Annotated in this window: 24 protein-coding genes; all 24 read left to right on the top strand. The window is 45.1% G+C overall.

The genetic code is table 11. The features are described from left to right. Positions 1 to 28 precede the first annotated feature (28 nt). Positions 29 to 3,559 carry a flagellar hook-basal body complex protein gene (locus tag G636_RS0115270; protein ID WP_026508763.1) on the top strand — a complete coding sequence of 1,177 codons (3,531 nt, stop codon included), beginning with the start codon at positions 29 to 31 and terminating at the stop codon, positions 3,557 to 3,559. Between the two features lie 163 nt (positions 3,560 to 3,722). After that, a complete protein-coding gene (locus G636_RS0115265) occupies positions 3,723 to 4,514 on the top strand; it encodes a motility protein A (RefSeq protein WP_026508762.1) in 792 nt (263 codons plus the stop codon). A gap of 17 nt (positions 4,515 to 4,531) precedes the next feature. After that, positions 4,532 to 5,437, top strand: coding sequence for an OmpA/MotB family protein (locus G636_RS0115260; protein ID WP_026508761.1), 906 nt, complete (start codon positions 4,532 to 4,534; stop codon positions 5,435 to 5,437). 14 nt (positions 5,438 to 5,451) lie between these two features. After that, positions 5,452 to 5,994, top strand: coding sequence for a flagellar basal body-associated FliL family protein (locus G636_RS0115255; protein WP_026508760.1), 543 nt, complete (start codon positions 5,452 to 5,454; stop codon positions 5,992 to 5,994). A gap of 78 nt (positions 5,995 to 6,072) precedes the next feature. Beyond that, positions 6,073 to 7,053, top strand: a complete 981-nt coding sequence (fliM, locus tag G636_RS0115250; RefSeq protein WP_026508759.1) for a flagellar motor switch protein FliM — start codon at positions 6,073 to 6,075, stop codon at positions 7,051 to 7,053. 3 nt (positions 7,054 to 7,056) lie between these two features. Next, positions 7,057 to 8,256, top strand: a complete 1,200-nt coding sequence (gene fliY, locus G636_RS0115245) for a flagellar motor switch phosphatase FliY (protein ID WP_026508758.1) — start codon at positions 7,057 to 7,059, stop codon at positions 8,254 to 8,256. A gap of 240 nt (positions 8,257 to 8,496) precedes the next feature. Next, positions 8,497 to 8,859, top strand: coding sequence for a response regulator (locus G636_RS0115240; protein ID WP_026508757.1), 363 nt, complete (start codon positions 8,497 to 8,499; stop codon positions 8,857 to 8,859). Then, entirely contained in the window at positions 8,859 to 9,215 is a 357-nt protein-coding gene (locus tag G636_RS18900; protein WP_035779827.1) for a flagellar biosynthetic protein FliO, read from the top strand. Before G636_RS0115240 ends, G636_RS18900 begins: the two co-directional genes overlap by 1 nt. Before the next feature lie 88 nt (positions 9,216 to 9,303). Continuing rightward, entirely contained in the window at positions 9,304 to 10,242 is a 939-nt protein-coding gene (fliP, locus tag G636_RS0115230; protein WP_242826987.1) for a flagellar type III secretion system pore protein FliP, read from the top strand. 73 nt (positions 10,243 to 10,315) lie between these two features. Further along, the gene (fliQ, locus tag G636_RS0115225; protein WP_026508755.1) at positions 10,316 to 10,585 is read left to right on the top strand and encodes a flagellar biosynthesis protein FliQ; all 270 of its coding nucleotides are present in this window, start codon (positions 10,316 to 10,318) and stop codon (positions 10,583 to 10,585) included. A 4-nt stretch (positions 10,586 to 10,589) separates the two neighbouring features. Then, positions 10,590 to 11,372 (top strand): flagellar biosynthetic protein FliR, encoded by a 783-nt coding sequence (locus G636_RS0115220; RefSeq protein WP_026508754.1) that lies wholly within the window; start codon positions 10,590 to 10,592, stop codon positions 11,370 to 11,372. A gap of 14 nt (positions 11,373 to 11,386) precedes the next feature. After that, entirely contained in the window at positions 11,387 to 12,532 is a 1,146-nt protein-coding gene (flhB, locus tag G636_RS0115215) for a flagellar biosynthesis protein FlhB (protein WP_051227069.1), read from the top strand. 180 nt (positions 12,533 to 12,712) lie between these two features. Continuing rightward, positions 12,713 to 14,770 carry a flagellar biosynthesis protein FlhA gene (flhA, locus tag G636_RS0115210; protein WP_026508752.1) on the top strand — a complete coding sequence of 686 codons (2,058 nt, stop codon included), beginning with the start codon at positions 12,713 to 12,715 and terminating at the stop codon, positions 14,768 to 14,770. A 91-nt stretch (positions 14,771 to 14,861) separates the two neighbouring features. After that, positions 14,862 to 16,340, top strand: coding sequence for a flagellar biosynthesis protein FlhF (flhF, locus tag G636_RS0115205; RefSeq protein ID WP_026508751.1), 1,479 nt, complete (start codon positions 14,862 to 14,864; stop codon positions 16,338 to 16,340). A 26-nt stretch (positions 16,341 to 16,366) separates the two neighbouring features. Continuing rightward, on the top strand, positions 16,367 to 17,329 hold the full coding sequence (locus G636_RS18895; protein ID WP_081668522.1) for a MinD/ParA family protein: 963 nt from the start codon (positions 16,367 to 16,369) through the stop codon (positions 17,327 to 17,329). A 26-nt stretch (positions 17,330 to 17,355) separates the two neighbouring features. Beyond that, the gene (locus tag G636_RS0115195; RefSeq protein WP_026508750.1) at positions 17,356 to 18,066 is read left to right on the top strand and encodes a flagellar brake protein; all 711 of its coding nucleotides are present in this window, start codon (positions 17,356 to 17,358) and stop codon (positions 18,064 to 18,066) included. A gap of 139 nt (positions 18,067 to 18,205) precedes the next feature. Then, positions 18,206 to 19,285: a protein-glutamate methylesterase/protein-glutamine glutaminase gene (locus G636_RS0115190; protein ID WP_196803126.1), complete on the top strand. Its 1,080-nt coding sequence runs from the start codon at positions 18,206 to 18,208 to the stop codon at positions 19,283 to 19,285. Between the two features lie 62 nt (positions 19,286 to 19,347). Next, positions 19,348 to 21,483 (top strand): chemotaxis protein CheA, encoded by a 2,136-nt coding sequence (locus G636_RS0115185; RefSeq protein WP_026508748.1) that lies wholly within the window; start codon positions 19,348 to 19,350, stop codon positions 21,481 to 21,483. A 17-nt stretch (positions 21,484 to 21,500) separates the two neighbouring features. After that, complete coding sequence (locus tag G636_RS0115180; protein WP_026508747.1) at positions 21,501 to 21,968, top strand: chemotaxis protein CheW; 468 nt, start codon at positions 21,501 to 21,503, stop codon at positions 21,966 to 21,968. A gap of 124 nt (positions 21,969 to 22,092) precedes the next feature. Further along, the gene (locus G636_RS0115175; protein ID WP_026508746.1) at positions 22,093 to 22,725 is read left to right on the top strand and encodes a chemotaxis protein CheC; all 633 of its coding nucleotides are present in this window, start codon (positions 22,093 to 22,095) and stop codon (positions 22,723 to 22,725) included. 94 nt (positions 22,726 to 22,819) lie between these two features. Then, positions 22,820 to 23,305, top strand: a complete 486-nt coding sequence (locus G636_RS0115170) for a chemotaxis protein CheD (protein WP_026508745.1) — start codon at positions 22,820 to 22,822, stop codon at positions 23,303 to 23,305. Between the two features lie 10 nt (positions 23,306 to 23,315). Further along, positions 23,316 to 23,795 (top strand): hypothetical protein, encoded by a 480-nt coding sequence (locus tag G636_RS0115165; protein WP_026508744.1) that lies wholly within the window; start codon positions 23,316 to 23,318, stop codon positions 23,793 to 23,795. Positions 23,796 to 23,841: 46 nt separating this feature from the next. Then, positions 23,842 to 24,612, top strand: coding sequence for a FliA/WhiG family RNA polymerase sigma factor (locus tag G636_RS0115160; RefSeq protein ID WP_026508743.1), 771 nt, complete (start codon positions 23,842 to 23,844; stop codon positions 24,610 to 24,612). A gap of 31 nt (positions 24,613 to 24,643) precedes the next feature. Then, entirely contained in the window at positions 24,644 to 26,230 is a 1,587-nt protein-coding gene (locus tag G636_RS0115155) for a DUF342 domain-containing protein (protein WP_026508742.1), read from the top strand. Positions 26,231 to 26,232 lie beyond the last annotated feature (2 nt).

The following is a 26,232-nucleotide window of genomic DNA, read 5'->3' as shown; positions in this document are numbered from 1 at the left end:
CAATGTTAGATATAACGGAGGTTTTTCTATGTTAAGATCAATGTACTCAGGTGTTGCAGGACTTAAGACCCATCAGACCAAGATGGACGTTATTGGTAACAATATAGCCAATGTTAACACCACATCCTATAAATCACAGTCTATCAGCTTCTCTGATCTGATGTATCAGACTACTCAGTCTGCATCAGGCGCCACAGAGACCAGAGGCGGTGTGAACGCCCGCCAGATAGGTCTTGGTGCTCAGTCAGCTGCTATTTCAACAGCTATTGATACTCAGGGTGCTACACAGACTACCAACAATCCCTTTGATCTGATGATCAGCGGCGATTCCTTCTTTGTAGTCAATAACGGAGCTCAGAATCTCTATACAAGAGACGGTTCCTTCTACGTAGACGGTGCAGGCAATCTGGCTACACAGTCTGACGGTTATTATGTAATGGGTTGGATGGCTACCACCGATCCTGATACCGGTGTTACACAGGTCAATCAGAACGGCGGTCTCACCAACATGCAGATCATGAGTGATTCATCCACTACCTATCCACCTGAAGGTACATCCCAGGCAGTCATCACAGGTAATATTGATGCCAAGGATGTGAATATCACATCATCTGCAGGAAAGACCCTGTCAATGGAATTCTATGACAATCTTGGCTATCTCTACACAGCTCAGTTTACTGTCAAGGACGTGGACGGAGAGAGCAATCTCTATTCCATGACACTTACAGATATCCTGGATTCCAAGGGCAAATCCGTAGGCAATGAGCAGCTGGCAATGGTACACCTGGGCAATGACAACCAGGCAGGTATCACTTCTCAGGTACCCGGCGTACTCAATAGCAAATACTACGTATCAAGCTATTCTACAGGCTCCGGTACTGCTAATTTTGCCATTACCGATTCCAACCTTGCTACCAAGGAAAATGATGCATACACAGGTATCCCTGTAGAAGGTACTCTGGAGGATTTGGATGATGCAGGCATCATCAATACTCTCTATGGCATCACTCTTGGAAGCGACGGCTTTAAGGGCTCTGATAAATACACCATGGACGAGCTGGGCAATCTGACTATCTCTCAGGTAAATGTAGCAAGCTCTACAATTCCCAAGTCAGTAGCCACAAGCGCCGGTTATGTAGTAGGTATCAGCGGCAAGACCGCTGCTATCCAGTACACAACTGCGGCAGGCGAGATCTCCATACTGGAGAAGAGCCAGATATCAGCTCTGTCATCTGAGAATCTCACAGCCATGAAGAAGGCATTTATAGACTTCCCCGAGAACTTCAGCTCAGAAGCTACATATTCCCTGGCAGCCAACGGCCAGACTGTTACAGTATATGATTCCACATCTACCTACCACTCTGTTAACAAGGAAGATGCAAATGCATATGCTGTCAGCGTAAATGATGATGTGGCTACCATCTCAAGCGGTAAGCCTGTTACCACCACTATCCGTAAGACAGGATATCTCAGCTCATTGTCTGATGACGTGCTCAAATACTACGGTATCGATCCTGATTCTATCCTGGATCAGTATGGCGGTGCTGCTACCTTCTCTATCTCTACAGAGAATACATCCACATCCTCAGGCTCATCCAATATGGGTGAGATGACCATCACCTTTAAGAATGCTACCAAGTCCGGCACTCTTGGCAGATCTGAGATCTATGATCTGACAGCAGATGTTGCAGGCGGCAATGTTACCTTCCAGTATCCTGATTCTGCAGGTCCTATCCTTACAGTTCCTCAGGAGGGATCTCTGGCAGGTCTTAATGACAATATGTACAAGCTCCTGTCATACTTTGGCATGACAGGTGATGAGAGCTTTATAAAAGCTGACAGTGAGTACAAGATCAGCGATTCAGGTAATACCCTGACTATCATCAACAATGAGTATGATGCTCTTGATCCTGCTGATAATATCTCCAAGCTGGGCTCTGTAACCTTTGTAGTAGATACCGAGTCAGGTACAGCAGAATACAGGAACGTAGGCGCAGACTCTACAGTAGTCAGCGGTGTCAAGCTCTCCGGTACCATCAGCGAACTGGGAGCTGATTTCCTGGCTGCCTTTGGTAATCCCGATCTGTCCGAATATGGTCCCGGCGCCAGCTATACTATAGATCCTACAACAGGTGACCTTCAGATCGCTACCAAGATAGGTCCTGTAGAGTATCCTCAGGCAGGCGGAGCAGAGCTGGGCGTTGTTAATTATGAGAACCTCTCATCTCAGGTATCAGGCGGAGAGGTCAAGATCACCTATTCTGTTGGCGGAACGGATTATTCCAATACCTTCCCTCAGACAGGAAAGCTCAGGGATCTGACAGCTTCTCAGCTGGCATTCTTTGGTCTGACTCCCGATACAACGGATCTGACCAGCGATTATGCTGTATCCAGTGATGGCAAGACCATCTCCATATATGCAGAAAATGCTGATTCCAACGTAGTCAAGAAGGCTATCGCCATGAGCGATGTATCGGCATCCTTTGACCCCAGCAACTCTGCAAATGTTATCTTTACAGATAATTCCGAAGTGACAGTGATAGCTCAGATCCCTACAACAGGTGCCGGCGGAGATCTGTCAATGTCTGCTCTGGCAGCCTTTGGCGTAGATACAGCTCTTCCTGAAGATGTGACCTATCTCATCACAGAAGCAGGCCTTACCGTAACCAGCTATGATGGTAAGACCTACAATGTAAAGGAGACTTCACCTGACGGTATCACCTATTCCGTAGACGGCTCTACAGGTATCATCAGTAAGATCACTACTGAGACCACCACAACCACAGGCAAGGTGGATGATCTATCTGACCTTGTTAAGAAGGCTTTCAAGATCACAAGCTCTGACTTTGACGAGGATGATACCTATGAGATGAGCATAGGCTCTGACGGTGTGAAGATGACCATTACCAACACAGAGGCCACCACAACCGTTAAAGAGTTTAAGCGTAATTCCATGATGCTCAATTATGATCCTTCCACAGGTGCTTTCACAGGATCTTCCTTTAGAAAGTCCAATGGTACCTTTACGGATCCCACAACAGAGAAGATCGTGCTGAACTTCAATCCCGATATGGAGGATGGACTTAATCCCTGGACTGATATCAGCATAGACCTTACTACCACCAAGAATTACAACTCATCAGGTACTTCCACACTCAAGGCTTCAAAGGGTGATCTGGAGAACAATAATACAGGTCGTATGATGGGTATCATGACAGGTCTGACGATCTCCACAAACGGTGAGATCCATGCCACATATTCCAATGGTCAGACACTGCTCCTTGGCCAGATAGCGGCAGCCAAGTTCTCCAATGCTTCAGGTCTTCAGAAGGAAGGCAACAACCTCTATTCATCAACCCTTAACTCAGGTGATCCTACGGTTCAGGATATCACAGTAGACGGCGGCTCCATTTCCACAGGCGTATTGGAAATGTCCAATGTTGATCTGTCCAATGAGTTTACCAACATGATCACTGCTCAGCGTGGTTTCCAGGCAAACTCCAGGATCATCACAGTATCCGATACTCTTCTTGAGGAACTGACAAATCTTAAGAGATAAAATATTATTTGGCACTATTAGTAATATCAAAAATGTACGATATTACAGGTAACAACGACAATATTTTAGGACAAGTCCCCCAATTCATGATATAATCTATTTATAAACGATTTATCGATTGGGTTGGGGGACTGGCGCATATGTGACCATTAAGGAGAGTGCGATGGATCTGGCGACACTAATATCCCTTGTTGGTGGCCTTGCTATTATCCTTATAGGTATTGCAACGGCCGGAGGTCTTCAGACAATTCCCAGCTATATCGATGTACCATCGATGATCATTACCTTCGGTGGTGCTTTTATCTGCGTATTCGGATCGCAGTCTGTACCGGGCTTTATCGGTGGTGTCAAGACCATCGGAAAAGCACTTAATGAACCTAAGTTTGACATGGCGGGCCTTGTTAAACAGATAGTTGAGCTGTCCAATACAGCCAGAAAAGACGGACTTCTGGCACTGGAAGAAGCGTCTAACAATATCGAGGATCCGCTCCTAAAGAAGGGCCTGGTACTAACGGCAGATGGTACAGAACCTGAGCTGGTAAGGGCTATTCTGGAAGCAGAGATCGAATCTATAGACGGAAGACACAAAGTAGGCATCAAGCTCTGGGAGGATATAGGAGCCCAGGGACCTGCCTGGGGTATGATCGGTACCCTTGTAGGTCTGGTAAACATGCTGAACAACATGTCGGATGCATCAGCCCTGGGACCAAACATGGCAGTTGCTCTTATCACAACCTTCTATGGTTCGGCGCTGGCCAACTGGGTGTGCTTCCCTGTTTCCAATAAACTGAAACTGAACAATGAAAAGGAACTGACCTATAAAGGAGTAATGGTGGAAGGAATCCTGTCCATACAGGCAGGAGAGAACCCCAGAGTTACAGAAGAGAAGCTTAAGGCATTTATGAGCCCTGCCGATCAGGCAGCATATAACGCTGCTAACGGTTCAGGCGAGTAATAAACGGAGAAGATAATATGAAAAAACGGGAAGAAGAGCCCCCGAAAGGGTCGCCTGCATGGGTGGGTACCTTCGGTGATCTGATGAACCTGCTCCTGTGCTTCTTCGTTCTTCTCTTTTCAATGTCCACTATGGACGCTGCAAAGTTCGAAGAAGCAGCTGCATCCTTTGCATCAGCCTTTAGTATATTCAACGGAGGCGAAAACGCTTTGGGCAAGGGAGCGCTTGTAGGAGACGGTGTATCTCAGCTTAATGCACTGTCTGCATATACATCCTCTATGGGTAATGCCGCCTCGGGAGAAGCGGAGGATATGACTGAAGCCCAGGAGGGTGATCAGTCTATGAGCGAGGACGGTACAAGCGAGCAAAGTCAAAATGCAAATTCAGATGCCAGAGCTGAAGTAGAACAGGAGCAGATGGAAGCCTCCAAGGAAATGGCAGAGGCTATTGAAGGCGATCTTCAGCAGGGTATGACTGAGGAAGAGCTGGCTGAACTGACTGCAGAGGAAGTAATATCTGATGTAATCCTGGATTACAGCAGTCAGTATGTGGAGCTGACCATCTCAGGTTCGCTCCTCTTTGCATCCGGCAAGGCTACAATATCAGAGGATGCCTATCCTGTACTTGATAAAGTGGGACAGGTCCTTGAGAGTTATGCAGGGGGCACAATTGAGATAGAAGGTCATACTGATAATGTTCCTATACATAATTCATCCTTTTCAAGTAATGATGAACTGTCATCAGCAAGGGCGCTTTCGGTATTCTACTATATCCTGGAGCATACAGGCATAGATGCTTCCAATATCAAGCATTCCGGCAGAGGAGCCTATGTACCTGTAGCTGATAACTCTACAGAAGAGGGTAGATCCAGGAACAGGAGAGTAGTGATCAGGATCTATAATCCTCTTAGTGCAAATTACTGATAGTGAGGTCAGACATGAAGAGAAATATGTTATCCATCATTATTTTGGCACTACTGATCATCAATATTGTACTCACAGCCATTATGATGGTCTCTGTTCTTCAGACCAACTCCAAGACTGCAGCTGTTGTATCTGATATAGCTGCAGCTGTTGAGCTTGAAGCCGGAGGCGGCGCGGGCAATGCTTCAGGTTTTGGCAGAGATGCCACCAACGTTCCTGCCAATGAGAGAGCAAACTATGATATCACTGATGTGACCATAGCTCTCAGCTCTCAGGATGATAAGGTACATTACCTGGCCTGCAGCGTGACACTTACCATGGATACTGTCAATGCCGACTATGAGACATATGGTACTGCCGAGATCATGGAGGGTAATGTCAGTGTTATCAAGAGTAAGATCAATGATGTAGTCGGCAAATATACCTACGAGCAGATAACCCAGGATCCTCAGAATATCAAAGAGACCATGCAGACAGAGATCCTTGAGACGCTTCAGGACTATTTCTCATCTGCGTTCATTATCGAAGTCAGCTTCAGCTCATTCCTGACAACATAAGCCTGATAAAGAGCTTGTAAGGAAAAAGATGCTGGCCTGTAGAGCTATTCTCATATAGGGGAGTGAGGTGAGAATAATTTGAGTGATGTACTAAGCCAAAGTGAGATAGATAACCTACTTGCGGCGTTATCTACCGGTGAGCTTGATGTTGAGGAGATGTCCAGGGCCGACGAAAAAAAGGTCAAGGATTATGACTTTAAACGTCCGGCCAAGTTCTCAAAAGAGCACCTGCGTACTCTGGAGATCATATATGAGCATTACGGTCGTCTCCTTTCAACCACGCTTCCTCTTTATCTCCGAAAAAATGTAATCATAACGGTGGAAAACTCAGAGACCGTTACCTTCTCCGAGTTTTCAAATGCTCTGTCCAATCCTGTTATTCTGGGTATTGTCAATTTTAATCCTTTGCAGGGACAGATCATCCTGGAGGTACAGTCCAATCTGGGCTTTGCCTTTATTGACAGGATGCTGGGAGGAGAAGGCAGTACTCTGGACAGGCCTCGTTCTTTTACTGATATAGAGATGCCCCTTATCGAAAAAATGGTAACCATCTGTGTACAACAGCTGGTTGAACCCTGGGAAAACGTAGTGTCTATCGATCCGCTTTTGGACAGGATCGAGACTAATCCCCAGTTCGCTCAGGTCATCTCACCAACCGATATGATCGCTATCGTCACTCTCAATATCAAGATTGGCGAGGTTGAAGGTCTTATGAACTTCTGTCTTCCTTTCTTTACTCTTGAGAGTGTTATGGACAGACTCAATACCAAGTATTGGTTCTCATCCATGCAAAAGCAAAATGATGAGAATGATGTGGAATATCTGGAGTCTCTGGTGAGACATGTAGATGTACCCGTCAAGGCAGTCCTTGGAAAATGTCAGGTATCAGTCAGTGATTTTGTACAGCTGCAACAGGGAGATATTATCCGCCTGGATTCACGAGTCAGTGATGAGATGCATATCTATGTAGGAGATATAGATAAATTCACTGCACTCCCGGGTACTTCGGATAATAAGTATGCTGTAAGAGTTACTTCTGTAATCAGAGAGGAGGAATAAGGGATGGATGGGACTCTTTCTCAGGACGAGATCAATGCCCTATTGGAAGGGATGGACACTTCGGGCAACGTGGGCGGCTCATCGGATGGTGACCTGGCAGCTGCAGCCATGAGCAGTGAGATAGATGAGAATCTGCTCAATGATACAGAAAAGGATGCCATTGGTGAAGTAGCCAATATCAGTATGGGATCTTCTGCGACCACGCTATTTTCTCTGGTCAATCAGAAGGTAAATATCACTACGCCTCGTGTTGAGCTGTGTAACTGGGAAAAGCTCATGAACGAGTACGAAAAGCCTTGCGTATTTGTACAGATCAAATACACCATAGGTCTTGACGGCAGTAACATCATGATCCTCAAAGAGCGTGATGTTATGATCATCACGGATCTGATGATGGGCGGAGATGGTACCAATATTGAAGGCTCTGAGATAGGAGAGCTGCAGCTCTCAGCTATATCAGAGGCCATGAACCAGATGATGGGTGCTTCGGCTACGGCTCTTTCATCTATGATCAATCAAAAGGTTGATATCTCACCGCCTCAGGCAACTTTCCTTGAGGCTATGGATACAGATCCCGGCGAGATCGCAGAATTCTTAAGGGGTACCTTTGTACGTATCTCCTTTAAGATGCAGATCGGTGATCTTGTGGATTCCTCTATCATGCAGCTCTATCCTATAGATTTTGCAAAGAGCCTGTATGATACCTTTATCTCCAGTGCAGGAGAGGATCTGGCTGCTTCTGTAAGCACTTCTTCAGCTCCTGAACCTGCTCCGGCACCTGCTCCCGCCCCTGCACCTGCGCCAATGCCTGCACCTACTATGGATGCTCCTCCCATGGGCCAGCCTATGCCTCAGCCTATGTACCAGCAGCCCATGTACCAGCAGCCGCAGATGATGCCTCAGCCCAATATGAACGTGCAGCCTGCCTCCTTCCAGAATTTCAGCATGGATGCCGGCATAGCCCCCGGAGGAGAGAATATATCCCTTATTAAGGATGTACCTTTGGAGGTAACGGTAGAGCTGGGACGTACTCACAAGCCTATATCGGATATCCTGGATTTCTCGCCGGGTACCATCATAGAGCTGGATAAGGTTGCAGGCGAACCTGTTGACGTACTGGTCAACGGCAAGTTTGTGGCAAAGGGCGAGGTAGTAGTAATTGAGGAAAGCTTCGGCGTGAGAGTTACGGAAATAGTGAAGTAGACGAGAAAACTATATCAAGAAAGCAGTATTTCCCACAAAAATTTCACCTAAGTTTTCAAAAAAAATATCTTGTTACCCGAAAATTGTGTTATTATCAATATAAGAGAAATTTTTATACGTTTTATAATATTTTATTAAAGTTATGTTTGTACCTGCCGATACTATTATGTAACCATTTATAAGGTGGTTTATTCAGCTCCCCCGGAGCTACCTACAATCTAAAGAAATGGAGACTTGGCGATGGCAAAGAATGTTTTAGTTTGTGATGATGCAGCTTTCATGAGAATGATGATCAAGGACATTTTGACAAAGAACGGCTACAATGTCGCAGGTGAAGCAGAGAACGGTGCTAAGGCAGTTGAGAAATATAACGAAGTTCATCCCGATCTGGTACTGATGGATATCACAATGCCCGAGATGGACGGTATCCAGGCGCTCAAGAAGATCAAAGAGACAGATCCCAAGGCTGTAGTGATTATGTGCTCTGCAATGGGACAACAGGCCATGGTTGTTGAAGCCATCCAGTCCGGCGCTCGTGATTTCATAGTTAAGCCTTTCCAGGCTGACCGTGTTCTGGAAGCTGTTCAGAAGGTTCTGGGATAATGGACGCGGCAGGATATGCTCAGTTCTTTACCGTCCTTTTGATATTCCTGCTGGTGGTTGGGCTGACCTATCTGGTCACCAAATGGCTTGCTTCCTGGCAAAAAGTGAAGACTGCAGGCTCTAACATAAGTGTGGTTGAGACCTATAGGATCTCTCAGAGCCAGTATGTCCAGATCCTGAAGATCGGAGAGAAGTATGTTTGTCTTGCGGTCAGCAAGGATTCCACAGAAAAGCTCTGCGAGCTTGATGCAAACGAAATAACGATTCCTGAAAATGAGAGTCCTTCTATAGGACTTTCATTTAAGGATATCTTTAAAAATGCCGCAGGTCTTGTCGGCGGTTCTGACAAAAACTAAGATAGACGGGATTCTCCCGTTTATCTTTTTTGTACATTTTCTGTTTGTATATTTTCTATTGACTGGTTATGAGGGGAGATAAGGGAGCATGACCGGATCAAATAATCACAATATGCTAAAAAGCTATTTGCATAGGGCTATTGTAAGCTCCTTGATCGCTTTGGTATGCGGAGCTTTTCTTTTTATTGTCCTTCCTGTGACTGCAGGGGCTACAGAAGTGCCTACTGAGATCACAGATACTTCTATATCGGATCCTACAAGAGAAAGAGAGAGCAATCTCACAGGCAGTCAGGGCGTCAGGACCAATATAAATGAGCCCGGCAGCGCTCAAAGTGCTGATGATCTCTCGGAACTTAATATTGCCAATTATGTGACAGTGACCTATGAAAATGGCAACGGCTCTATCAGCGGTCCCTTAAGGATACTGATCACTCTGACCCTTTTGGCGCTGGCTCCGTCTCTTATCGTGATGATGACCTCCTTTACGAGGATCATCCTTGTTCTTCATTTTACCCGTACTGCTCTTAATACTCAGACTGCTCCGCCTAATATGGTCATGGTGGGCCTTGCTTTATTCCTTACTTTTTATATCATGCAGCCTACTATACTTGCTGTATATAATGATGCCATTGTTCCCTTTGATAATGGCGAGCTCACCCAGCAGGAAGCTCTTGATGCTGCCATGGAGCCTATCAGAGAATTTATGTATCCTCAGACTCAGCGAAAAGATGTAGAGCTTTTTATGGAGATGAGTGGTACAGATTGGGACGGTACTCTTAAAGGGATACCCACATCTGTTCTTGTTCCTTCGTTTATGATATCAGAGCTGCGAACAGGCTTTATCATAGGCTTCCTCATCTATATACCATTTGTAGTGATAGATATGGTTGTGGCATCTGTACTGATGTCCATGGGTATGATGATGTTGCCGCCTACCACTATATCGATGCCCTTTAAGATACTGCTTTTTGTACTGGCAGACGGATGGAATCTGATAATCGGTTCTGTTGTGAAGACTTTTATTTGATCATTCTCCGGATATGGAGCTATGTACTGATTGGTTTACAGTTTGCTTTTATTTTGAAAAGAGGATGTGGATTATGGATGCTTCTGTTGTCAGCAATATTATCAGAGAAGGTCTCTTTATAGTGATCAAGGTATCTGCGCCCATACTCCTGGTATCTCTTATAACAGGTCTTATAGTGTCTGTATTTCAGACTGTTACATCTATCCAGGAGCAGACACTGACCTTTGTGCCCAAGGTACTTCTTACCTTTGCGGGCATCATTCTTCTTGGCAACTGGATGGGTACACAGATCACGGATTTTATGTATCAGCTTTGGACTAATTTCTCAATCTACATAAGGTGAAAAAGTGCTGGATATTAGTTTTAGCTATGGAGATCTGGAATATTTTTTGCTCGTAGTCATGAGGGTGTCGGCGTTTGTGTTTGTTGCGCCCTTTTTTAGTGCCAGAGGTATTCCAAATATGGTCAAAGTGGCTATTTCGCTTTTTACAGCTTCTGCCATTTTTATGACAATCAGACCTGATCCTGTCTATTATAATTCTGTATTTGGCTATTTGGTGATGGTCATCAAAGAGCTGATGACAGGCTTTATCATTGCCTTCTCGGCACTTTTGTGTATGCAGATAGGTGCTTTTGCCGGTCAGATAGTAGATATGATGACAGGTCTTTCCATGGTATCTGTCATGGATCCCGGCAGCAGCCAGCAGGTCACCATTTCGGGTGTTCTCTATCAGCAGTTTCTCATGGTCACTCTCATTATCAGTGGTATGTACAGATTCCTTTTGGATGCGCTTGCGGATTCCTTTGTGCTGATCCCTGTGAGCGGCATGGTGCCTCATTCTCATCTAATGCTGGGGACCATTGTGGAATTTATGAAGGACTATATGGTCATAGGCTTTAGGATCACTCTTCCAGTATTTATAGTGACCTTTTCCGTTAATATGATCCTTGGTATCTTGGCCAAGGTATCACCTCAGCTCAATATGTTTGCAGTTGGTATCCAGATCAAGATACTGGTTGGACTGTTCATACTCTTTACAACCAGCTTTATGCTTTCCGGAGTATCGGAATTTGTATTTGACAGGATGAGGGAGCTGATGACACAGTTTGCAAGCTCCATCAGCCCCTAGGGAGTGCTAGAGGCATGGATATTCTTATGGCTGCCCCCGGCAGGGAAAATCTAATTAAATACAATCTGCAGTTCTTTGCCAAGCAGGGCCCCGGCGGCGCCAAGACTGAGGAGCCTACCAGCAAGAGATTGCAGGATGCCCGCAAAAAAGGGCAGGTAGCCAAGAGTCAGGAGATATCTATTGCAGCTGATCTTCTTGCTTTTTTTGTTATGCTCAGATTCCTGTTGTCATTTATGGGACTTAGGATCCTTAATGTATTTCAGAAAATCTATAATGATATCCCTCATACCATCAGGATGGAGGAGGGCAGGGTCCCTGTAATGGCCCTTAAGAGCTCTATCAATTCCATGATCATAAATGTTGGAGTGCTCATACTTCCTTTTTTGCTCATTGGCTGCGCTATAGTCCTTTTGGCCAATTATCTTCAGATAGGCTTTAAGGTTACCTGGGAGCCCATGAAGCCTAAGTTTAATAAGCTTAGTCCCATTAGCGGCTTTAAGAGGATATTTTCGGTACAGTCACTATTTAATCTTTTAAAGGCTATACTTAAGATCACATTATTATCAGTGGTAGTATATATTACGGTAAAAGGAAGAGAGGAATCCATTTTCCTTCTCTATGATATTCCACTAAAGCAGGCCATTGCTTTTATGGGTGATCTGATCATTGAGATAGGCATTAAATGCTCGGCTGTATACTTTCTCATTGCAGCCATTGATTTCATATACCAGAAACGCAAATTCCATGAAGACATGAAGATGACCAAGCAGGAAGTCAAGGATGAATACAAGAATTCCGAAGGAGATCCTGCTGTTAAGGCAAAGCAGAAGCAGAAGATGAGAGAAGCCTCCCAGCGAAGGATGATGCAGAATCTCCCCAAGGCTGACGTGGTCATCACTAACCCTACTCACTATGCTGTGGCAATAGCATATGATCAGGACAATGATCCTGCGCCCAGAGTCATTGCCAAGGGTGCCGATCATATTGCCATGAAGATCAGAGAAGCGGCTGCGGAAAACAATATTGAGATAGTTGAAAATAAACCCCTTGCCAGAATGCTATACTCCAGTGTGGATATAGGCGAGTTCATACCTCCTGAGCTCTACAAGGCAGTAGCAGAAGTATTGGCATATGTTTATAAACTTAAAGGGCGAGTTTGACTATGGTTTTTCTTATGAAATAAGGAGTATAGTCCATTAATTGTCAGTTCAGTGATAAGCAGCAAATAATATACGAAATTTCAATCATTTATCGTTTTTACAAATGAAAATCTGATAAAAATCTGATAGAATTATAGATAGGAGTAGTGTAATTAAATCCGGAAGAAAGGGGGGACTTTCATGAATCGTAAGCGCTTTACCGAGCTTGTCTTTGATTACGGAGTTGCACTGTATGTGGTCGCTGCTCTTGTAATGCTCATTATCCCTATTCCTCCCCTTCTCATGGACCTGCTTCTTGCTCTTGATCTGTCCATGGCTTTTGCCATTCTCTTTGACGCCATGTATGTCAAAGAAGCTCTTAATATGAGCTTTTATCCCACTATGCTATTATGTACCACTGTATTTCGTATAGCACTCAACGTATCATCTACAAGGCTGATCCTTACAAGCGGTAATCCCGGTCAGGTCATCAGGGTATTTGGTGAATTCGTAGGTGGCGGCGACCTGGTTGTAGGTATTATCGTCTACATCATCCTGGTGGTAGTGCAGTTTGTAGTCATCAATAAGGGTTCTGAACGTGTATCCGAGGTAACAGCCAGATTTACACTGGATGCTATGCCCGGTAAGCAGATGGCTATAGATGCTGATCTTAATACAGGCGTGATAGATGATAAAGAAGCCAAGGCCAGACGTGAACATATCCAGCATGAAGCTACCTTCTTTGGTAACATGGACGGTGCTTCCAAGTATGTACAGGGTGATGCCATAGCGGGCATCATCATCACAGGCGTCAATATGGTGGGCGGTATCATTATGGGTGTCCTCAGGATGGGCATGACTGCAGGCGAAGCTGCAAACACCTTTACCATCCTGACTATAGGTGACGGCCTTGTATCTTCTATACCTTCACTGTGTACTTCCCTGGCTACAGGTGTCCTTGTTACCAAGGGTGCCGGTGAAAATGATTTTGGTCATACTCTTATAAACCAGATATTCGGTCTATCCAAGGTTATGTATCTGGTAGGCGCAGTTATTGCCTTTCTTGGCATTTTTTCTCCCCTTCCCACCGTTGTTTATGCAGCTATAGGCATCCTCTACATCGTAGGCGGCAGGCTTATGGATCAGAGGATCGAAGAAGCCCTTATCACTGACAAGACTGAGGAACAGGAGGAGATACAGGCAGAGGAGATCAGACAGCCGGAAAATGTAAATTCCCTTCTTCAGGTAGATCCCATAGAACTGGAGTTTGGTTATGGCATCATCCCCCTGGCTGACGTGAATCAGGGCGGCGACCTTTTAGACCGTGTTGTCATGATCAGGCGACAGATCGCTCTTGAGCTTGGTACCGTTGTTCCTATCATCAGACTAAGAGACAATATCCAGCTCAATCCTAATCAGTACATTATCAAGATCAAGGGTATACAGATATCTGAGGGCGAGATCCTTTTTGATCACTATATGGCCATGAATCCCGGTCATGTGGAAGAAGAGATCACTGGTATACCTACCTTTGAACCATCCTTCCATCTGCCTGCTATATGGATCACAGAGTCCCAGCGTGAGAGAGCAGAGTCCATGGGCTATACAGTCGTGGATCCTCCGTCCATCATAGCTACCCATCTGACGGAAGTCATCAGAGAGCATATCGCAGAGCTCATGACCAGGCAGGATGTACAGAACCTGGTCAACAATCTCAAAGAGAACAATGCAGCCCTTGTGGATGAACTGGTACCCAAGCTTATGAGCCTTGGTGAAATAGAGAAGGTGCTTCAGAATCTTTTATCAGAGGGCATCTCCATAAGGGATCTGGTATCCATATTTGAAACGCTGGCTGACTATGCGCTGTCTACTCATGATACGGATATTCTGACAGAGTATGTAAGGCAGAGCCTCAGGCGTGCCATCAGTAATAAATACTTTGGACAGGGTGAGACTACCAGCGTAGTGACCCTGGATCCCAAGCTTGAGCAGGAGATCATGGGAGCTGTAAAGCAGACTGAGACAGGAGCCTATCTCACACTGGATCCTGCAAGGACCAGAGCAATCCTTGATAATGTGGGAGTCATGGCAAAGAAACTGGAGGATTCAGGCAGAAGCCCTATTGTCATGACTTCGCCTATAGTGCGTATGTATTTCAAGAAAATGACACAGGATGTATACAAGGATCTCATAGTGATCAGTTACAGCGAACTGGAGCCTGATGTGGAGCTTCAGTCTGTAGGTATAGTGACTGCATGATATGGGAGAAAACTATAATCATACGCTGTCAAATTATTCTTTTAACAGCTGCAAGATAGCAGTGCAAAAATAACATCATGGAGCGTGGCAGATGATCATCAAAAAGTTTATTGGGAAAACTGAAGAGGAGGCAACCTTCGCAGCCAAGGCTGAACTTGGGGACGGAATCGTGGTAATGAATGTGAGACCTGTCAGAAAAGCAGGCTTTTGGTCATTTCTTCGAAGTCCCAAGACTGAGGTGACAGTGGCTCTTGAAGAGGATCCTGACGACACACCTTCAGCTAATGTAGTAAGGCCCGAAGGGAGTATCTTTTCCCCTGAGAGGAGAGAGGCTCTTAATCGTCTGAACATCAAAGTTGGCGAAGAAAATGAGCTGTCAGCAAACAGTGGCAAGGAATCCATGGCAGAGATAGGCAAGATGCTCTCCAAGGCAAGCAGAAACGGTTCCCTTCCGCCGCTCAAGGTAGGAGATAAGGTCTCTGTAACTAAAGCTGCAGAGGATAGTCAGGATAAGGATGCAGTGTCAGATAAGGCGGGGGGTGATGCTTTGCCGGATAAGCTTATAAAGTCTTCCCAGGCAGGCTCCTTTTTTGAGGGTGATCCGTCTAAGGAAGAGATATCCAAGAAGCTTGATAGCCTTCATACACTTTTGGAAAAGAATATCAAAAACGATTCCTCGGTATCTGACAAGGATAAAGCTGATCCAAATGCTCTCTCAGCTGCCAATGGCGCGGTGCTTCATACAAAAGGCGAGACTCTTCCTGATGAAATGATGAATTTCATAAAGCTACTCTATAACACCATGCTGGAAAATGAGGTAGATGAGAGATATGCAAATGAGCTTACAGATGAAGTAGAGAAATTTGCAAGGCCTGGCCTTCCTCTTGAATACACTCTAAGTAATGTTTATCAGAAGATGATACTCAAATTTGGCAAACCCGAAGAAATAGAAGCTTCAAAGAACGGTACAAAGGCTCTTATATTCATAGGACCCACAGGAGTAGGCAAGACTACTACAATAGCCAAGCTGGCATCACTTTTGTCAATCACAAAGGGCAAGAAGGTGGCCCTTATTACACTGGATACCTATAGGATCGCTGCTGCAGAGCAGCTAAGGACCTATTCCGGCATATTAAAGATCCCCTTCAAGATAGTATATTCGCCGGAAGAGATGGCCTTAGCCATAGCAGGCTTTAAGGATATGGACTTTATTCTCGTGGATACGGCAGGCCATTCTGTGAGAAACGATGAGCAAAAGGATAATACCCAGGCCTTTGTGGAAGCGCTTCAGAAGGTATGTGATACAGATATTTTCCTGGTAATGAGCGCTACTACCAAGTACAGGGATCTCATAGAGATATCCGATGCTTATAAAGACATGTTTGATTTCAAGCTTATTTTTACAAAGATGGATGAGACAAGCTTCGCCGGCAACCTCTATAATATAAAGCTCCATACCGGCGCGCCCATGTCCTATATTACCAATGGACAAAATGTTCCTGACGATATAGCTGTCTTTGATCCTCAGATGATTGTCAAGAGTCTTCTGGGCGGCAAGACCCGCGTGTAAGGGATTACAAAAGATCGAGGTAGAATATGGCAGATCAGGCAACAAAGCTTAGAAGGATAATCAAAAATACATCTTCAGCTGCGCAGACCAGGCCCCTTGCCAGAGTCATAACCGTTACCAGTGGCAAAGGAGGCGTGGGCAAGAGCAATGTGGCTATAAATCTTGCAATACAGTTTCGCAAGATGGGGCAGAGAGTGATCATACTGGATGCGGATTTTGGCCTTGCCAATATTGAGATCATGTTTGGTACTGTGCCAAAGCACAATCTTTGTGACCTGATCTATCAGGGCAAGAATATCAAGGAGATCATTACCTGGGGGCCCATGGGAGTAGGCTTTATATCCGGAGGCTCCGGTATATCCGGTATGTACAACCTCTCCAGAGATTATTTGGTTTATATAATTGTTAACCTTGCTGAACTGGACGCAATCGCCGATACAATAATTGTGGACACCGGCGCGGGTATTTCCGATGCGGTACTTGAGTTTTTGGTTGCAAGCGGTGAGATAATACTGGTCACTACGCCGGAGCCTACATCCATTACTGATTCCTACTCATTGCTCAAGGCCCTTAATCATCATCCCAGATTCTCCAGAACTGATACGGTGATCAAGACTGTCAGCAACAGAGTGGAGTCTGAAGCGGAAGGAGAGCAGCTTTATCACAAGCTTAGCGCTGTATCCAACAGATATTTAAAATTACCACTTACCTATCTAGGAGCTATACCACAAGACCCTCAGCTGGCCAAAGCAGTAATGCAGCAGCTTCCGGTTTCGCTGGCTAATCCGTCAGCAAAATCGGTGAGAAGTTTTGAAAATATAGCTCAAAAGCTGTGTCCGGGACAGGGAGCTTCGGAGATGGTCAGGACCAGAGGTATGGCAGCGTTCTTTTCACATATCATCAAGAGCAGAAAACTGGAAAATGAGGCAGAACTGACTTCTGCCAAAGAGCCCGCTTCTATTGCAGGAAGGACAGGGACTTCCGGCTAAAATATATACATAAAGGGGAGACAAGAATGCTATCCGATTACATCAGTCCGGGCAACAGAATTGAATTACACGCTTATACCGGAGGTTGGAAGGAATCTGATTCCAAGAGGGTATATGCCAGTAAGGTTTATGACATCATGACGGATGAAAGCATGGATGTTATGATGCCGGTGGAAAAGGGGCAGCTGCAGCTATTGCCGCTTGATTCAGTCTACAATGTTGTTTTTTATGCAGAGAAGGGACTATTTGAATGTTATGCCAGAGTTGCTGACAGGTACAGATCAGCCAATATGTATATACTGACACTGGATATCACAAGTCCTCTGCAAAAGCTTCAAAGAAGAGAGTATTACAGGTTCTCCTGCAGTCTGAATCTCTATTTCAGACTCCTTACCCAGGAGGAAGAGGACATCCTGAGGGATAATCCTTTTAGCAGATTTGAACCGGGAGATGATCTTAAAAAGGCCTTTGTAGTAGATATCTCCGGTGGAGGACTGAGGTTCGTATCTGATGAGCTATATGAACCGGGAAGCCGCATATTCATGACCTTTAAGCTACCGGCAGGCGGGATGATCAAGGATTATATGATGCTGGGGCGTATCATATTGTCGGATGAGATTGAGGGTAGGCCCGGGACCTTTGAACACAGGGTCCAGTATACCAATATAGATGAAGATAACAGAGAAGATATAATCCATTATATCTTTGAAGAAGAGCGAAGGCTAATGCGCAAATGACATAGAAGTGCATCCATGCACTTCTGAACATGTCAAAATGCATCCTTGCATAAAATGACATAGAAGTGCATCCATGCATAAAATGACATAGAAGTGCATCCATGCAATAACGACAAGACGATTAGGAGTTGACGAAATTATGAAAAAAATTTTCCTGGTAGATGACTCTGCACTTATGAGAAGTGTCCTTAGTGATATCATTAATTCAGACTCAAGATTTCACGTAGAAGCTACAGCCAGGGACGGTATCGAAGCTCTGAATATACTAAAAGAAAACAATATCTTCGATGTCATGGTCCTTGATGTGAATATGCCTAAGATGAACGGCATAGAGCTTCTTAAGGAGATCAACAAAGAGGGTATCAGGATTAGAGTCATGATGGCTTCCACAGATACTCTCGAAGGAGCCAAGGTCACTATGGATGCCCTGGATCTGGGGGCCATAGACTTTGTACACAAGCCTGACAGAGCATCGGCTTGCAAGAGCGCGGATTTTTCTGATGAGTTCCTGTCCACTCTTGGTTCGGTTAGTATCAGTAAAATTCCGAATGTTATTAACAAAACTCCGAAGTTTGCCGATATAAAGAAAGATAAGCAGATCCTGAAAGTAATAGAGAAGCACGCTTCCAATGTTACAGGTAACAGGATTGTGGCTATTGCTTCATCTACAGGCGGACCCAGAGCTCTTCAGTCCGTTATTCCTAAGCTTCCAAAAAACCTCAAGGCACCTGTTGTGCTGGTACAGCACATGCCTGTGGGATTTACGGCATCTCTGGCTCAGAGACTGGATTCACTCTCTGAGATAGCTGTCAAGGAAGCAGAAGATGGTGAAGAGATCAAGGATGGAACAGTATATATTGCAAGAGGCGGCATCCACATGTATGTGGAGAAGAATGCAAGCGGCAAGAGCATCATCCGTTTTAAGGATGGTCCTAACAGAGAGGGTGTAAAACCCAGCGCTAACAATATGTATGAATCTCTTGCGAATTGCCCTTACGATCAGGTGGTATGCGTAGTCCTTACCGGTATGGGCGCAGACGGAACAGAAGGCATCAAAAACCTTAAGGGTTCCAAAAAGGTACATGTTATATCTCAAGACGAAGCCAGCTGTACAGTATACGGAATGCCCAGAGCTGTAGCTGTGGCAGGACTGTCAGACCAGGTTGTGACTCTTGAAGATATTGCACAGGAAATAGTAATGAATGTCGGTGTGAGGTAGATCATAGTCTATAATGCGCCGGCGAACACACATTTCATTCATCTTCGATATGGAGGATTATTATGGATGTATCTCAATATCTCGGCGTGTTTCTAGACGAAGCAAAGGAGCATATCCAGACTCTCAATGATGCTATCATGACTCTGGAAGATGATCCCACCAATGAAGAATGTGTCAACGAAATATTCCGTTCGGCGCATTCCATGAAGGGTATGGCCGGCACCATGGGCTACAAGCGCATGCAGCAGCTGACCCACGACATGGAGGATGTTTTCTCTGATGTTCGTAACGGTACTCTTAAGGTTGACTCCCATATGACTGATACTCTGTTCAAATGTCTGGACGCAGTTCAGGGCTATGTGGACAATATTGAGAGTACTCAGGATGAAGGCACTGAGGAAAACGCTGATCTTATACAGGCACTTGCTGATATAAGAGCCGGTAAGACCGGTGCTTCCGCTTCCGGCGATTCTGAAGCTCCTCATGAAGAAGCTACATCAGACGAAGGCGCTTCTGCTGCAGTTCCTCATGGCAACTGGAAGCTGGTACCTCTCTCTGACAAGATGAGAGAGACTGTGAGAGCAGCTATTAAAGAAGAGAGCCGTAAGGCGTATGGCCTTACTATCAAGATACAGGAAAGCTGTCTTCTTAAGGCTGCAAGAGCATTCCTTGTATTTAAGGGGATTGAGGATGTTGGCGAAGTAGTAGCTACAGATCCTTCTACTCAGGATATTGAGGATGAGAAGTTTGATTTTACTTTCTCTATGGTCATACTCACCGATACAGATGATATGGAGAAGATCGCATCTATAGCAAAGAGCGTATCAGAGATAGAGTCCGTTGATATAGGTGAATTTGATCCCGATGCTCCTCTTCCTGCAGCAGCTGAAGAAACTACTGTTGAAGAAGCTAATGCAGCTGAAGCAGCTCCCGCACCTGCCGCTGCGCCGGCACCTTCTCCCAGCCCTGCACCTGCTGCTGCGGCTCCTGCAGTTAAGAAAGAGGATAAGGCTGCACCTGCCAAGAAGGCAGTTGCAAAGCCTGTTGTAAACAGGACCATCCGTGTAGATACAGAGAAGCTGGATATTCTCATGAATCTGGTATCAGAGCTTATCATAGCCAAGAACTCACTGATATCAGCTACAGAGTCTGCCGGCGTTCAAAACGGCAATGTCAATGAACAGATCGAATATCTGGAATCAGTTACTACCAATCTTCATGAGTCTGTCATGAAGGTTCGAATGGTACCTATTGAGAATGCACTGCAGAAATTCCCTCGTATGATCCGTGATCTGAACAAGTCGCTGGGCAAGAAGATGGAACTGACCATGACCGGTGAAGATACAGAAATGGACCGTACCGTTGTGGATGAGATCGGTGATCCTTTGATGCACCTGCTTAGAAACAGTGCTGATCATGGTATTGAAGATGCTGAGACCAGAAAGGCTCATGGCAAGCCTGAAACAGGACAGATATTCCTGCATGCTTTCCAGGATGGCAACTCTGTTGTCATTGAGGTTGGAGATGACGGTAACGGTATCGATTCCCAGGTAGTCAAGAACAAGGCTATCGAAAAAGGTATCGTAACAGAAGAAGAAGCCAATATGCTCACAGAGCAGCAGTGTATAGACCTGCTCTTTAGCCCCGGATTCTCAACTGCCAAGCAGGTATCTGAGATCTCAGGAAGAGGCGTGGGACTTGACGTTGTTAAGAGTAAGGTAGAGTCGCTCTCCGGTGAAGTATCCGTTAAGACCAAGCTTGGTGAAGGTTCCACCTGGGTTATCCGTCTGCCTTTGACACTGGCTATTATCCAGGGTCTGATGGTAGAAGTCGGAAATGAGAAGTATGCTATTCCGCTTGATTCCATTCAGTCCATTGAGAGTGTTCCCGAATCGGATATCAAGTTTGTATCCAACAAAGAGGTTATCAATCTCAGAGGCAGCGTTACAAGGCTTATCCGTATGAACGAAGTCCTTGAGAACGAGTCAGTACACAATCCTAATGAGGATCTTATAGTAGTTATTGTCAGAAAGGGTGACCAGCAGATAGGTCTGGTGATCGACAAGCTGGAGGGCCAGCAGGAGATCGTTATCAAACCTCTGGGCAGATACATGAACAAGGCCAGATTTATAAGCGGTGCTACCATCCTGGGCGATGGTGAGATCGCACTGATCCTTGACACTAACGCTATCGTATAAGAGATTGGAGGCATGTGATGAACGAACTTCGTGATACAGTTGATATCGGTGAAATAACTCAGTATATCATCATCAGGCTTGGTGACGAGCAGTATGGAATTGATATCAAATTCATTGATAATATTGTCAGGATGCAGAACATCACCAGGGTTCCCAAGATTGATGAGTACTTTAAGGGAGTGATCAACATAAGAGGTGTTATTGTGCCTGTTATGAGCATCCGTATCCTCATGGGAATGGATGCTGATGATCTCACAGACAAGAGCAGGATCATCATCCTCAAGATCGGTGACGAAGGAGAGCTCCTTGGCATCATCGTGGACCAGGTAGACCAGGTGCTAAATATCGGCTCCAAGAACGTTGACAAACTCTCTCTTGATGACAAGAGCAAGAAGGCCAACGGACGCTTCATTTCCGGTGTAGGCAAATATGAGGGCGGACTGGTATCCATCCTTGATCTTGCTTCCCTGGAAGTTGATAAGTAAAAAATAAAATTGCGTATAAATAACAATTTTTCGTGAAAATGTGATACCATAAAGAGAGAACTATTCTTCTCTCTTTATGGTATTTCAGCTTAATGCATTGTTTCTTTTTGCAGGAGGATCACAAGTGGGAAATCTTAGTCTTGACGCACTATCTGAGCAGTATTTTGATGTACTCAAAGAATTGGGGAATATAGGCGCAGGTAATGCGACTACTGCTCTGGCTCAGATGCTGGGAGCCAAGGTGGATATGTCTGTTCCTCAGGTTAGGCTTCTGGAATTCAAGGATGTAGGAGACAGTATGGGCGGTGCCGAGCAGATCATGGCTGGCATCTACCTTCGCATGGAAGGAGATGTGGACGGCTCTATCATGTTCCTGTCCGGCCAAAAAGAGGCCAGGTATCTGGTCAATAAGCTTATGATGCAGAATACTCCCGAAGATGCTGAGTTTTCTGAGATTGAGCTGTCTGCTCTTAAAGAGATCGGTAATATCATTACCGGCTCATATCTTAATTCGCTTTCTACTATGACAGGTCTTAAAATGATCCCTTCTGTACCTTATCTTGCGGTTGATATGTGCGGAGCTATCCTGTCCGTACCCGCTATTGAATTTGGTCTGATGGGAGACAAGATCCTTCTTATCGAGACAGAATTTTCCGATGACATTAAATTGAACGGCTACTTCATACTATTGCCTGATATAGAAGGCTACAAGAAGATATTATCATCTCTGGGAATGAATCTTGAAGATTTTCAGTGATGTCTTATAAGCACGATTATATTTGCCGGAATATTCCGGTACTCCCTGAATGGGAGTAAGCGATTACTTGAATGATTGTCATAAGGGGTAATATATGCCGGATATAATTAAAGTTGGAATGGCTGATCTTAATACATGCAAAGCACCTGACGGAATCACAACTTTGGGACTGGGCTCTTGTGTAGGCATCGCGATCAGAGATCCGGTCACCAAGATAGGAGGCCTTGCTCATATAATGCTCCCTGATTCCACGGAGATGAAGCAAAATAGCAATATCCCTAAATTTGCGGACACCGGGATCAGGGAATTGGTTTCCAGACTGGAAAAGCTGGGAGCTTCAAAGAGCAGAATGGTCGCCAAGCTTGCAGGTGGTGCGACTATGTTTTCCTTCCAGTCTTCGGGAAATACGATGAAGGTTGGTGAGAGAAATGTAGAAGCCTCTATTAAAACTCTCAAGGAGCTGAATATCAAGATTTTGGCCCAGGACACGGGACTTAATTTCGGACGCACAGTTATCTTTTACCCGGAAAACGGCGATTATGTGATCAGGGCCGTGGGTAAACCTGAGAAGATAATCTAAGGTAAGAGCCATGAGTGATTCTCAGAATATAAATGCTGAAGAAAATGAGAATGCTGCTGAAGATCCAAATGGTCATCGTCATATGAATCTGGATGAGACCAAGGTGGAGTATCTGATCAAATGCATTCGTAGAAATGAAAATGCCGAGTCCAAAAAAGACATGGTAAAGGTGAACTATAAGATACTGCTAAATCCTAAGCTCCGACTTGTGAGACCGTTTATGGTACTCTTTGGGACGGCAGTGGTAGCTATTGTCACCTATTTCAGGCGTTTTCCTGTGGGAAGGTGGATCGTGTGCGTATGTGCTACGCTGGTCCTGTTCCTTCTCTTAGGGACCATAATGGAATACCTTCTTGAGAGTTATATGCTCCAGATAATCAGGAAGGAAATTGATAAGCGCCTTGAGGAGATCAAGGAGAAGGAAAGACTTGAGGAAGAAGAACGGATAAGGCTTGCGAGAGAGGAATTTGAAGCTGCTACCAATCAGTAAAATATCTGTATTGCTACATATAATCTAGAGCGTGGGGGTACGACTAATGGATGAAGCATCCAGGAACAAGCTTTGGAAGGAATACAGCAAGAATAAAACACAGGAACTTAGAGAAACACTTATACTTGAATATGCTCCCCTTGTAAAGCTGGTTGCCGGCAGACTGTCTATGTATCTGGGCTTTAACGTAGAATACGACGACCTTGTAGGTTATGGTATTTTTGGCCTGATAGATGCCATAGACAAGTTTGACATGATGAAGGATGTCAAATTTGAGACATATGCCAGCCTCAGGATCAGAGGAGCCATATTGGACCAGATTCGTAAGATGGACTGGATACCCAGGACCATAAGGGATCGTCAGAAGAAGATAGATCTGGCGATAAAAGAAGTAGAGGCAGAGTCTGGTCATGTGGCTACCGATGCAGAGGTGGCTGCCAGAATGAACATTACAGAGGATGAGTACCTTAGCTGGCAGAGCCAGATGAAGGTGACGGGCGTTATCTCTCTGAATGAATTTATGGAGCAGGGCTCTGATATACCTGAAGACCACAACAGGACTTCCAGGTTTGATAAGCCGGAAGAAGTTGTGGAAAAGGCTGAACTTAAGGAGATGCTCCAGGAAGCTCTGGAGATGCTCACCGAAAAGGAAAAGAAGGTTGTCCTTCTGTACTATTATGAAGAACTCACCTTGAAGGAAATAAGCAATATCCTGGAGGTGTCCGAGTCCAGGGTTTCCCAGCTCCATACCAGGGCTCTTCAGAAGATGAAAGTAAAAATGGGCAAGTATATGGGTATTCTTACTGACAGATTATGACTTCTTTGATCAGTTTATCAGGAGGAACGCTATGAACGGGTATTTTCAGCTCGTACATTCCAAGGCAGGCACCGGAGTAATTGTGTATCCGCCTACAGATGGCGGCGTGGATGTTACTACAGGTGAGATAACCAGATATCTTGAAAAGCATAAGATTGGTTATGATGTCATCCAGATAGACAAGGCTGTCAAAGAAAAGAAGGCAAAGGAAGAGTATTTTACTGTAAATAAGACCAATCCCATCAGTGAAAGCTATACTCTTGATGTGTCCAAGGATCTGATGACTGTGACCCTTAGGTTTTATGCTCCTTCACAGGGGGCAAACCTTACTGATTCCAAGGAAGTATTTAATGAGCTGAATCTCAAGAAGATCAAATACGGAGTAAATAATGAAGCTATAGAAGGCTTCTTTAAGAACAGAGAGTATTGTACAGATATAGAGATAGCAAAGGGAAAGCCTCCGAGAGAGGGAAAAGATGCTGAGATAAGCTACCATTTCTCGACTACAAGGCATCCACATCCTGAGATGAATGCAGACGGATCTGTGGACTATCACAATCTGAATCTGGTGAATCATTGCAAAAAGGGTGATGTGCTGGCTACACTGACCCCCGCAGATATGGGAGATCCCGGTGTAAATGTATACGGTAATCCCATGAAGCCAAAGCCTGTTAAGATCAAGCACCTGCACTTTGGAAATAATATAGAACTGTCCGAAGACAAGCTGACTATCACATCCATGGTGGATGGACATGTATCCCTTCAGGATGGCAAGGTGATGGTATCCAATGTACTGAATTTGCAGAACGTGGATGCTTCTACAGGTAATATTGATTATGACGGATCTGTAATTGTGGAAGGAGACGTTACAAGCGGCTTTAGTATCAAGGCCGGAGGCAATATAGAGATCAAGGGCAATATAGAAGGTGCATTTCTTGAAGCCGGAAATGACATCGTCATGGAGAGAGGCATAAACGGCGCAGGCGGAGGTACTGTTAAGGCTGGCGGCAATGTGATCTCCAAATTTATAGAAAATACCAATGTAGCTGCAGGGGCTTCTGTTACCGCAGAATCCATACTGCATAGCAAGATCGAAGCCGGTACGGAAGTTAATGTAAGCGGCGTGAAAGGCTTTATAGTAGGCGGTAATGTGATAGCCGGTGAAAAGGTAGAGACCAAGATCCTGGGCGGTGAAATGGGAACCACTACCAGGATAGATGTGGGAGCTGATCCTCAGCTAAAGGCCAGGATCAGAGATACCATGCAGATAGTTCATGAGTCGCAGAAAAATCTGCAGGCTATCCTTCCTACTTTTGAAAACATAGTCAAAAAGCTGCAGGCGGGTGTAACGCTTCCTCCCGAGCAGGCAGCCTATGCAAAGAAGCTCCTGGCTATGAAGAAATCTCTGGAAGCTACAATAACAGAGAAGTCAGAGAGCCTGTGCGAGCTTCAGGACAGGCTGGCAGAGTCCCATGAAGCGCTGGTGATAGTAAACGGTACCTGTTATCCCGGAACTACCATCTCAATTGGTGAGTTATCAACGGTTGTGAAGAAACCGTGTAAATATTGCAAATTCGTCCAAAAGGACGGAGATGTAAAGATGCAGCCGCTTAGGTGATG

This window comes from Butyrivibrio sp. MC2013, assembly GCF_000424585.1.
In the GTDB taxonomy this organism is placed as follows: Bacteria; Bacillota; Clostridia; order Lachnospirales; family Lachnospiraceae; genus Butyrivibrio.
This window is presented reverse-complemented; position numbering and strand designations above follow the sequence as displayed.

Coding starts and splice junctions, on each gene's coding strand:
- G636_RS0115270 (WP_026508763.1), top strand. CDS start 29: ATGTTAAGATCAATGTACTCAGGTGTTGCAGGACTTAAGACCCATCAG.
- G636_RS0115265 (WP_026508762.1), top strand. CDS start 3,723: ATGGATCTGGCGACACTAATATCCCTTGTTGGTGGCCTTGCTATTATC.
- G636_RS0115260 (WP_026508761.1), top strand. CDS start 4,532: ATGAAAAAACGGGAAGAAGAGCCCCCGAAAGGGTCGCCTGCATGGGTG.
- G636_RS0115255 (WP_026508760.1), top strand. CDS start 5,452: ATGAAGAGAAATATGTTATCCATCATTATTTTGGCACTACTGATCATC.
- fliY (WP_026508758.1), top strand. CDS start 7,057: ATGGATGGGACTCTTTCTCAGGACGAGATCAATGCCCTATTGGAAGGG.
- G636_RS0115240 (WP_026508757.1), top strand. CDS start 8,497: ATGGCAAAGAATGTTTTAGTTTGTGATGATGCAGCTTTCATGAGAATG.
- G636_RS18900 (WP_035779827.1), top strand. CDS start 8,859: ATGGACGCGGCAGGATATGCTCAGTTCTTTACCGTCCTTTTGATATTC.
- fliP (WP_242826987.1), top strand. CDS start 9,304: ATGACCGGATCAAATAATCACAATATGCTAAAAAGCTATTTGCATAGG.
- fliQ (WP_026508755.1), top strand. CDS start 10,316: ATGGATGCTTCTGTTGTCAGCAATATTATCAGAGAAGGTCTCTTTATA.
- flhB (WP_051227069.1), top strand. CDS start 11,387: ATGGATATTCTTATGGCTGCCCCCGGCAGGGAAAATCTAATTAAATAC.
- flhA (WP_026508752.1), top strand. CDS start 12,713: ATGAATCGTAAGCGCTTTACCGAGCTTGTCTTTGATTACGGAGTTGCA.
- flhF (WP_026508751.1), top strand. CDS start 14,862: ATGATCATCAAAAAGTTTATTGGGAAAACTGAAGAGGAGGCAACCTTC.
- G636_RS18895 (WP_081668522.1), top strand. CDS start 16,367: ATGGCAGATCAGGCAACAAAGCTTAGAAGGATAATCAAAAATACATCT.
- G636_RS0115195 (WP_026508750.1), top strand. CDS start 17,356: ATGCTATCCGATTACATCAGTCCGGGCAACAGAATTGAATTACACGCT.
- G636_RS0115190 (WP_196803126.1), top strand. CDS start 18,206: ATGAAAAAAATTTTCCTGGTAGATGACTCTGCACTTATGAGAAGTGTC.
- G636_RS0115185 (WP_026508748.1), top strand. CDS start 19,348: ATGGATGTATCTCAATATCTCGGCGTGTTTCTAGACGAAGCAAAGGAG.
- G636_RS0115180 (WP_026508747.1), top strand. CDS start 21,501: ATGAACGAACTTCGTGATACAGTTGATATCGGTGAAATAACTCAGTAT.
- G636_RS0115170 (WP_026508745.1), top strand. CDS start 22,820: ATGCCGGATATAATTAAAGTTGGAATGGCTGATCTTAATACATGCAAA.
- G636_RS0115165 (WP_026508744.1), top strand. CDS start 23,316: ATGAGTGATTCTCAGAATATAAATGCTGAAGAAAATGAGAATGCTGCT.
- G636_RS0115160 (WP_026508743.1), top strand. CDS start 23,842: ATGGATGAAGCATCCAGGAACAAGCTTTGGAAGGAATACAGCAAGAAT.
- G636_RS0115155 (WP_026508742.1), top strand. CDS start 24,644: ATGAACGGGTATTTTCAGCTCGTACATTCCAAGGCAGGCACCGGAGTA.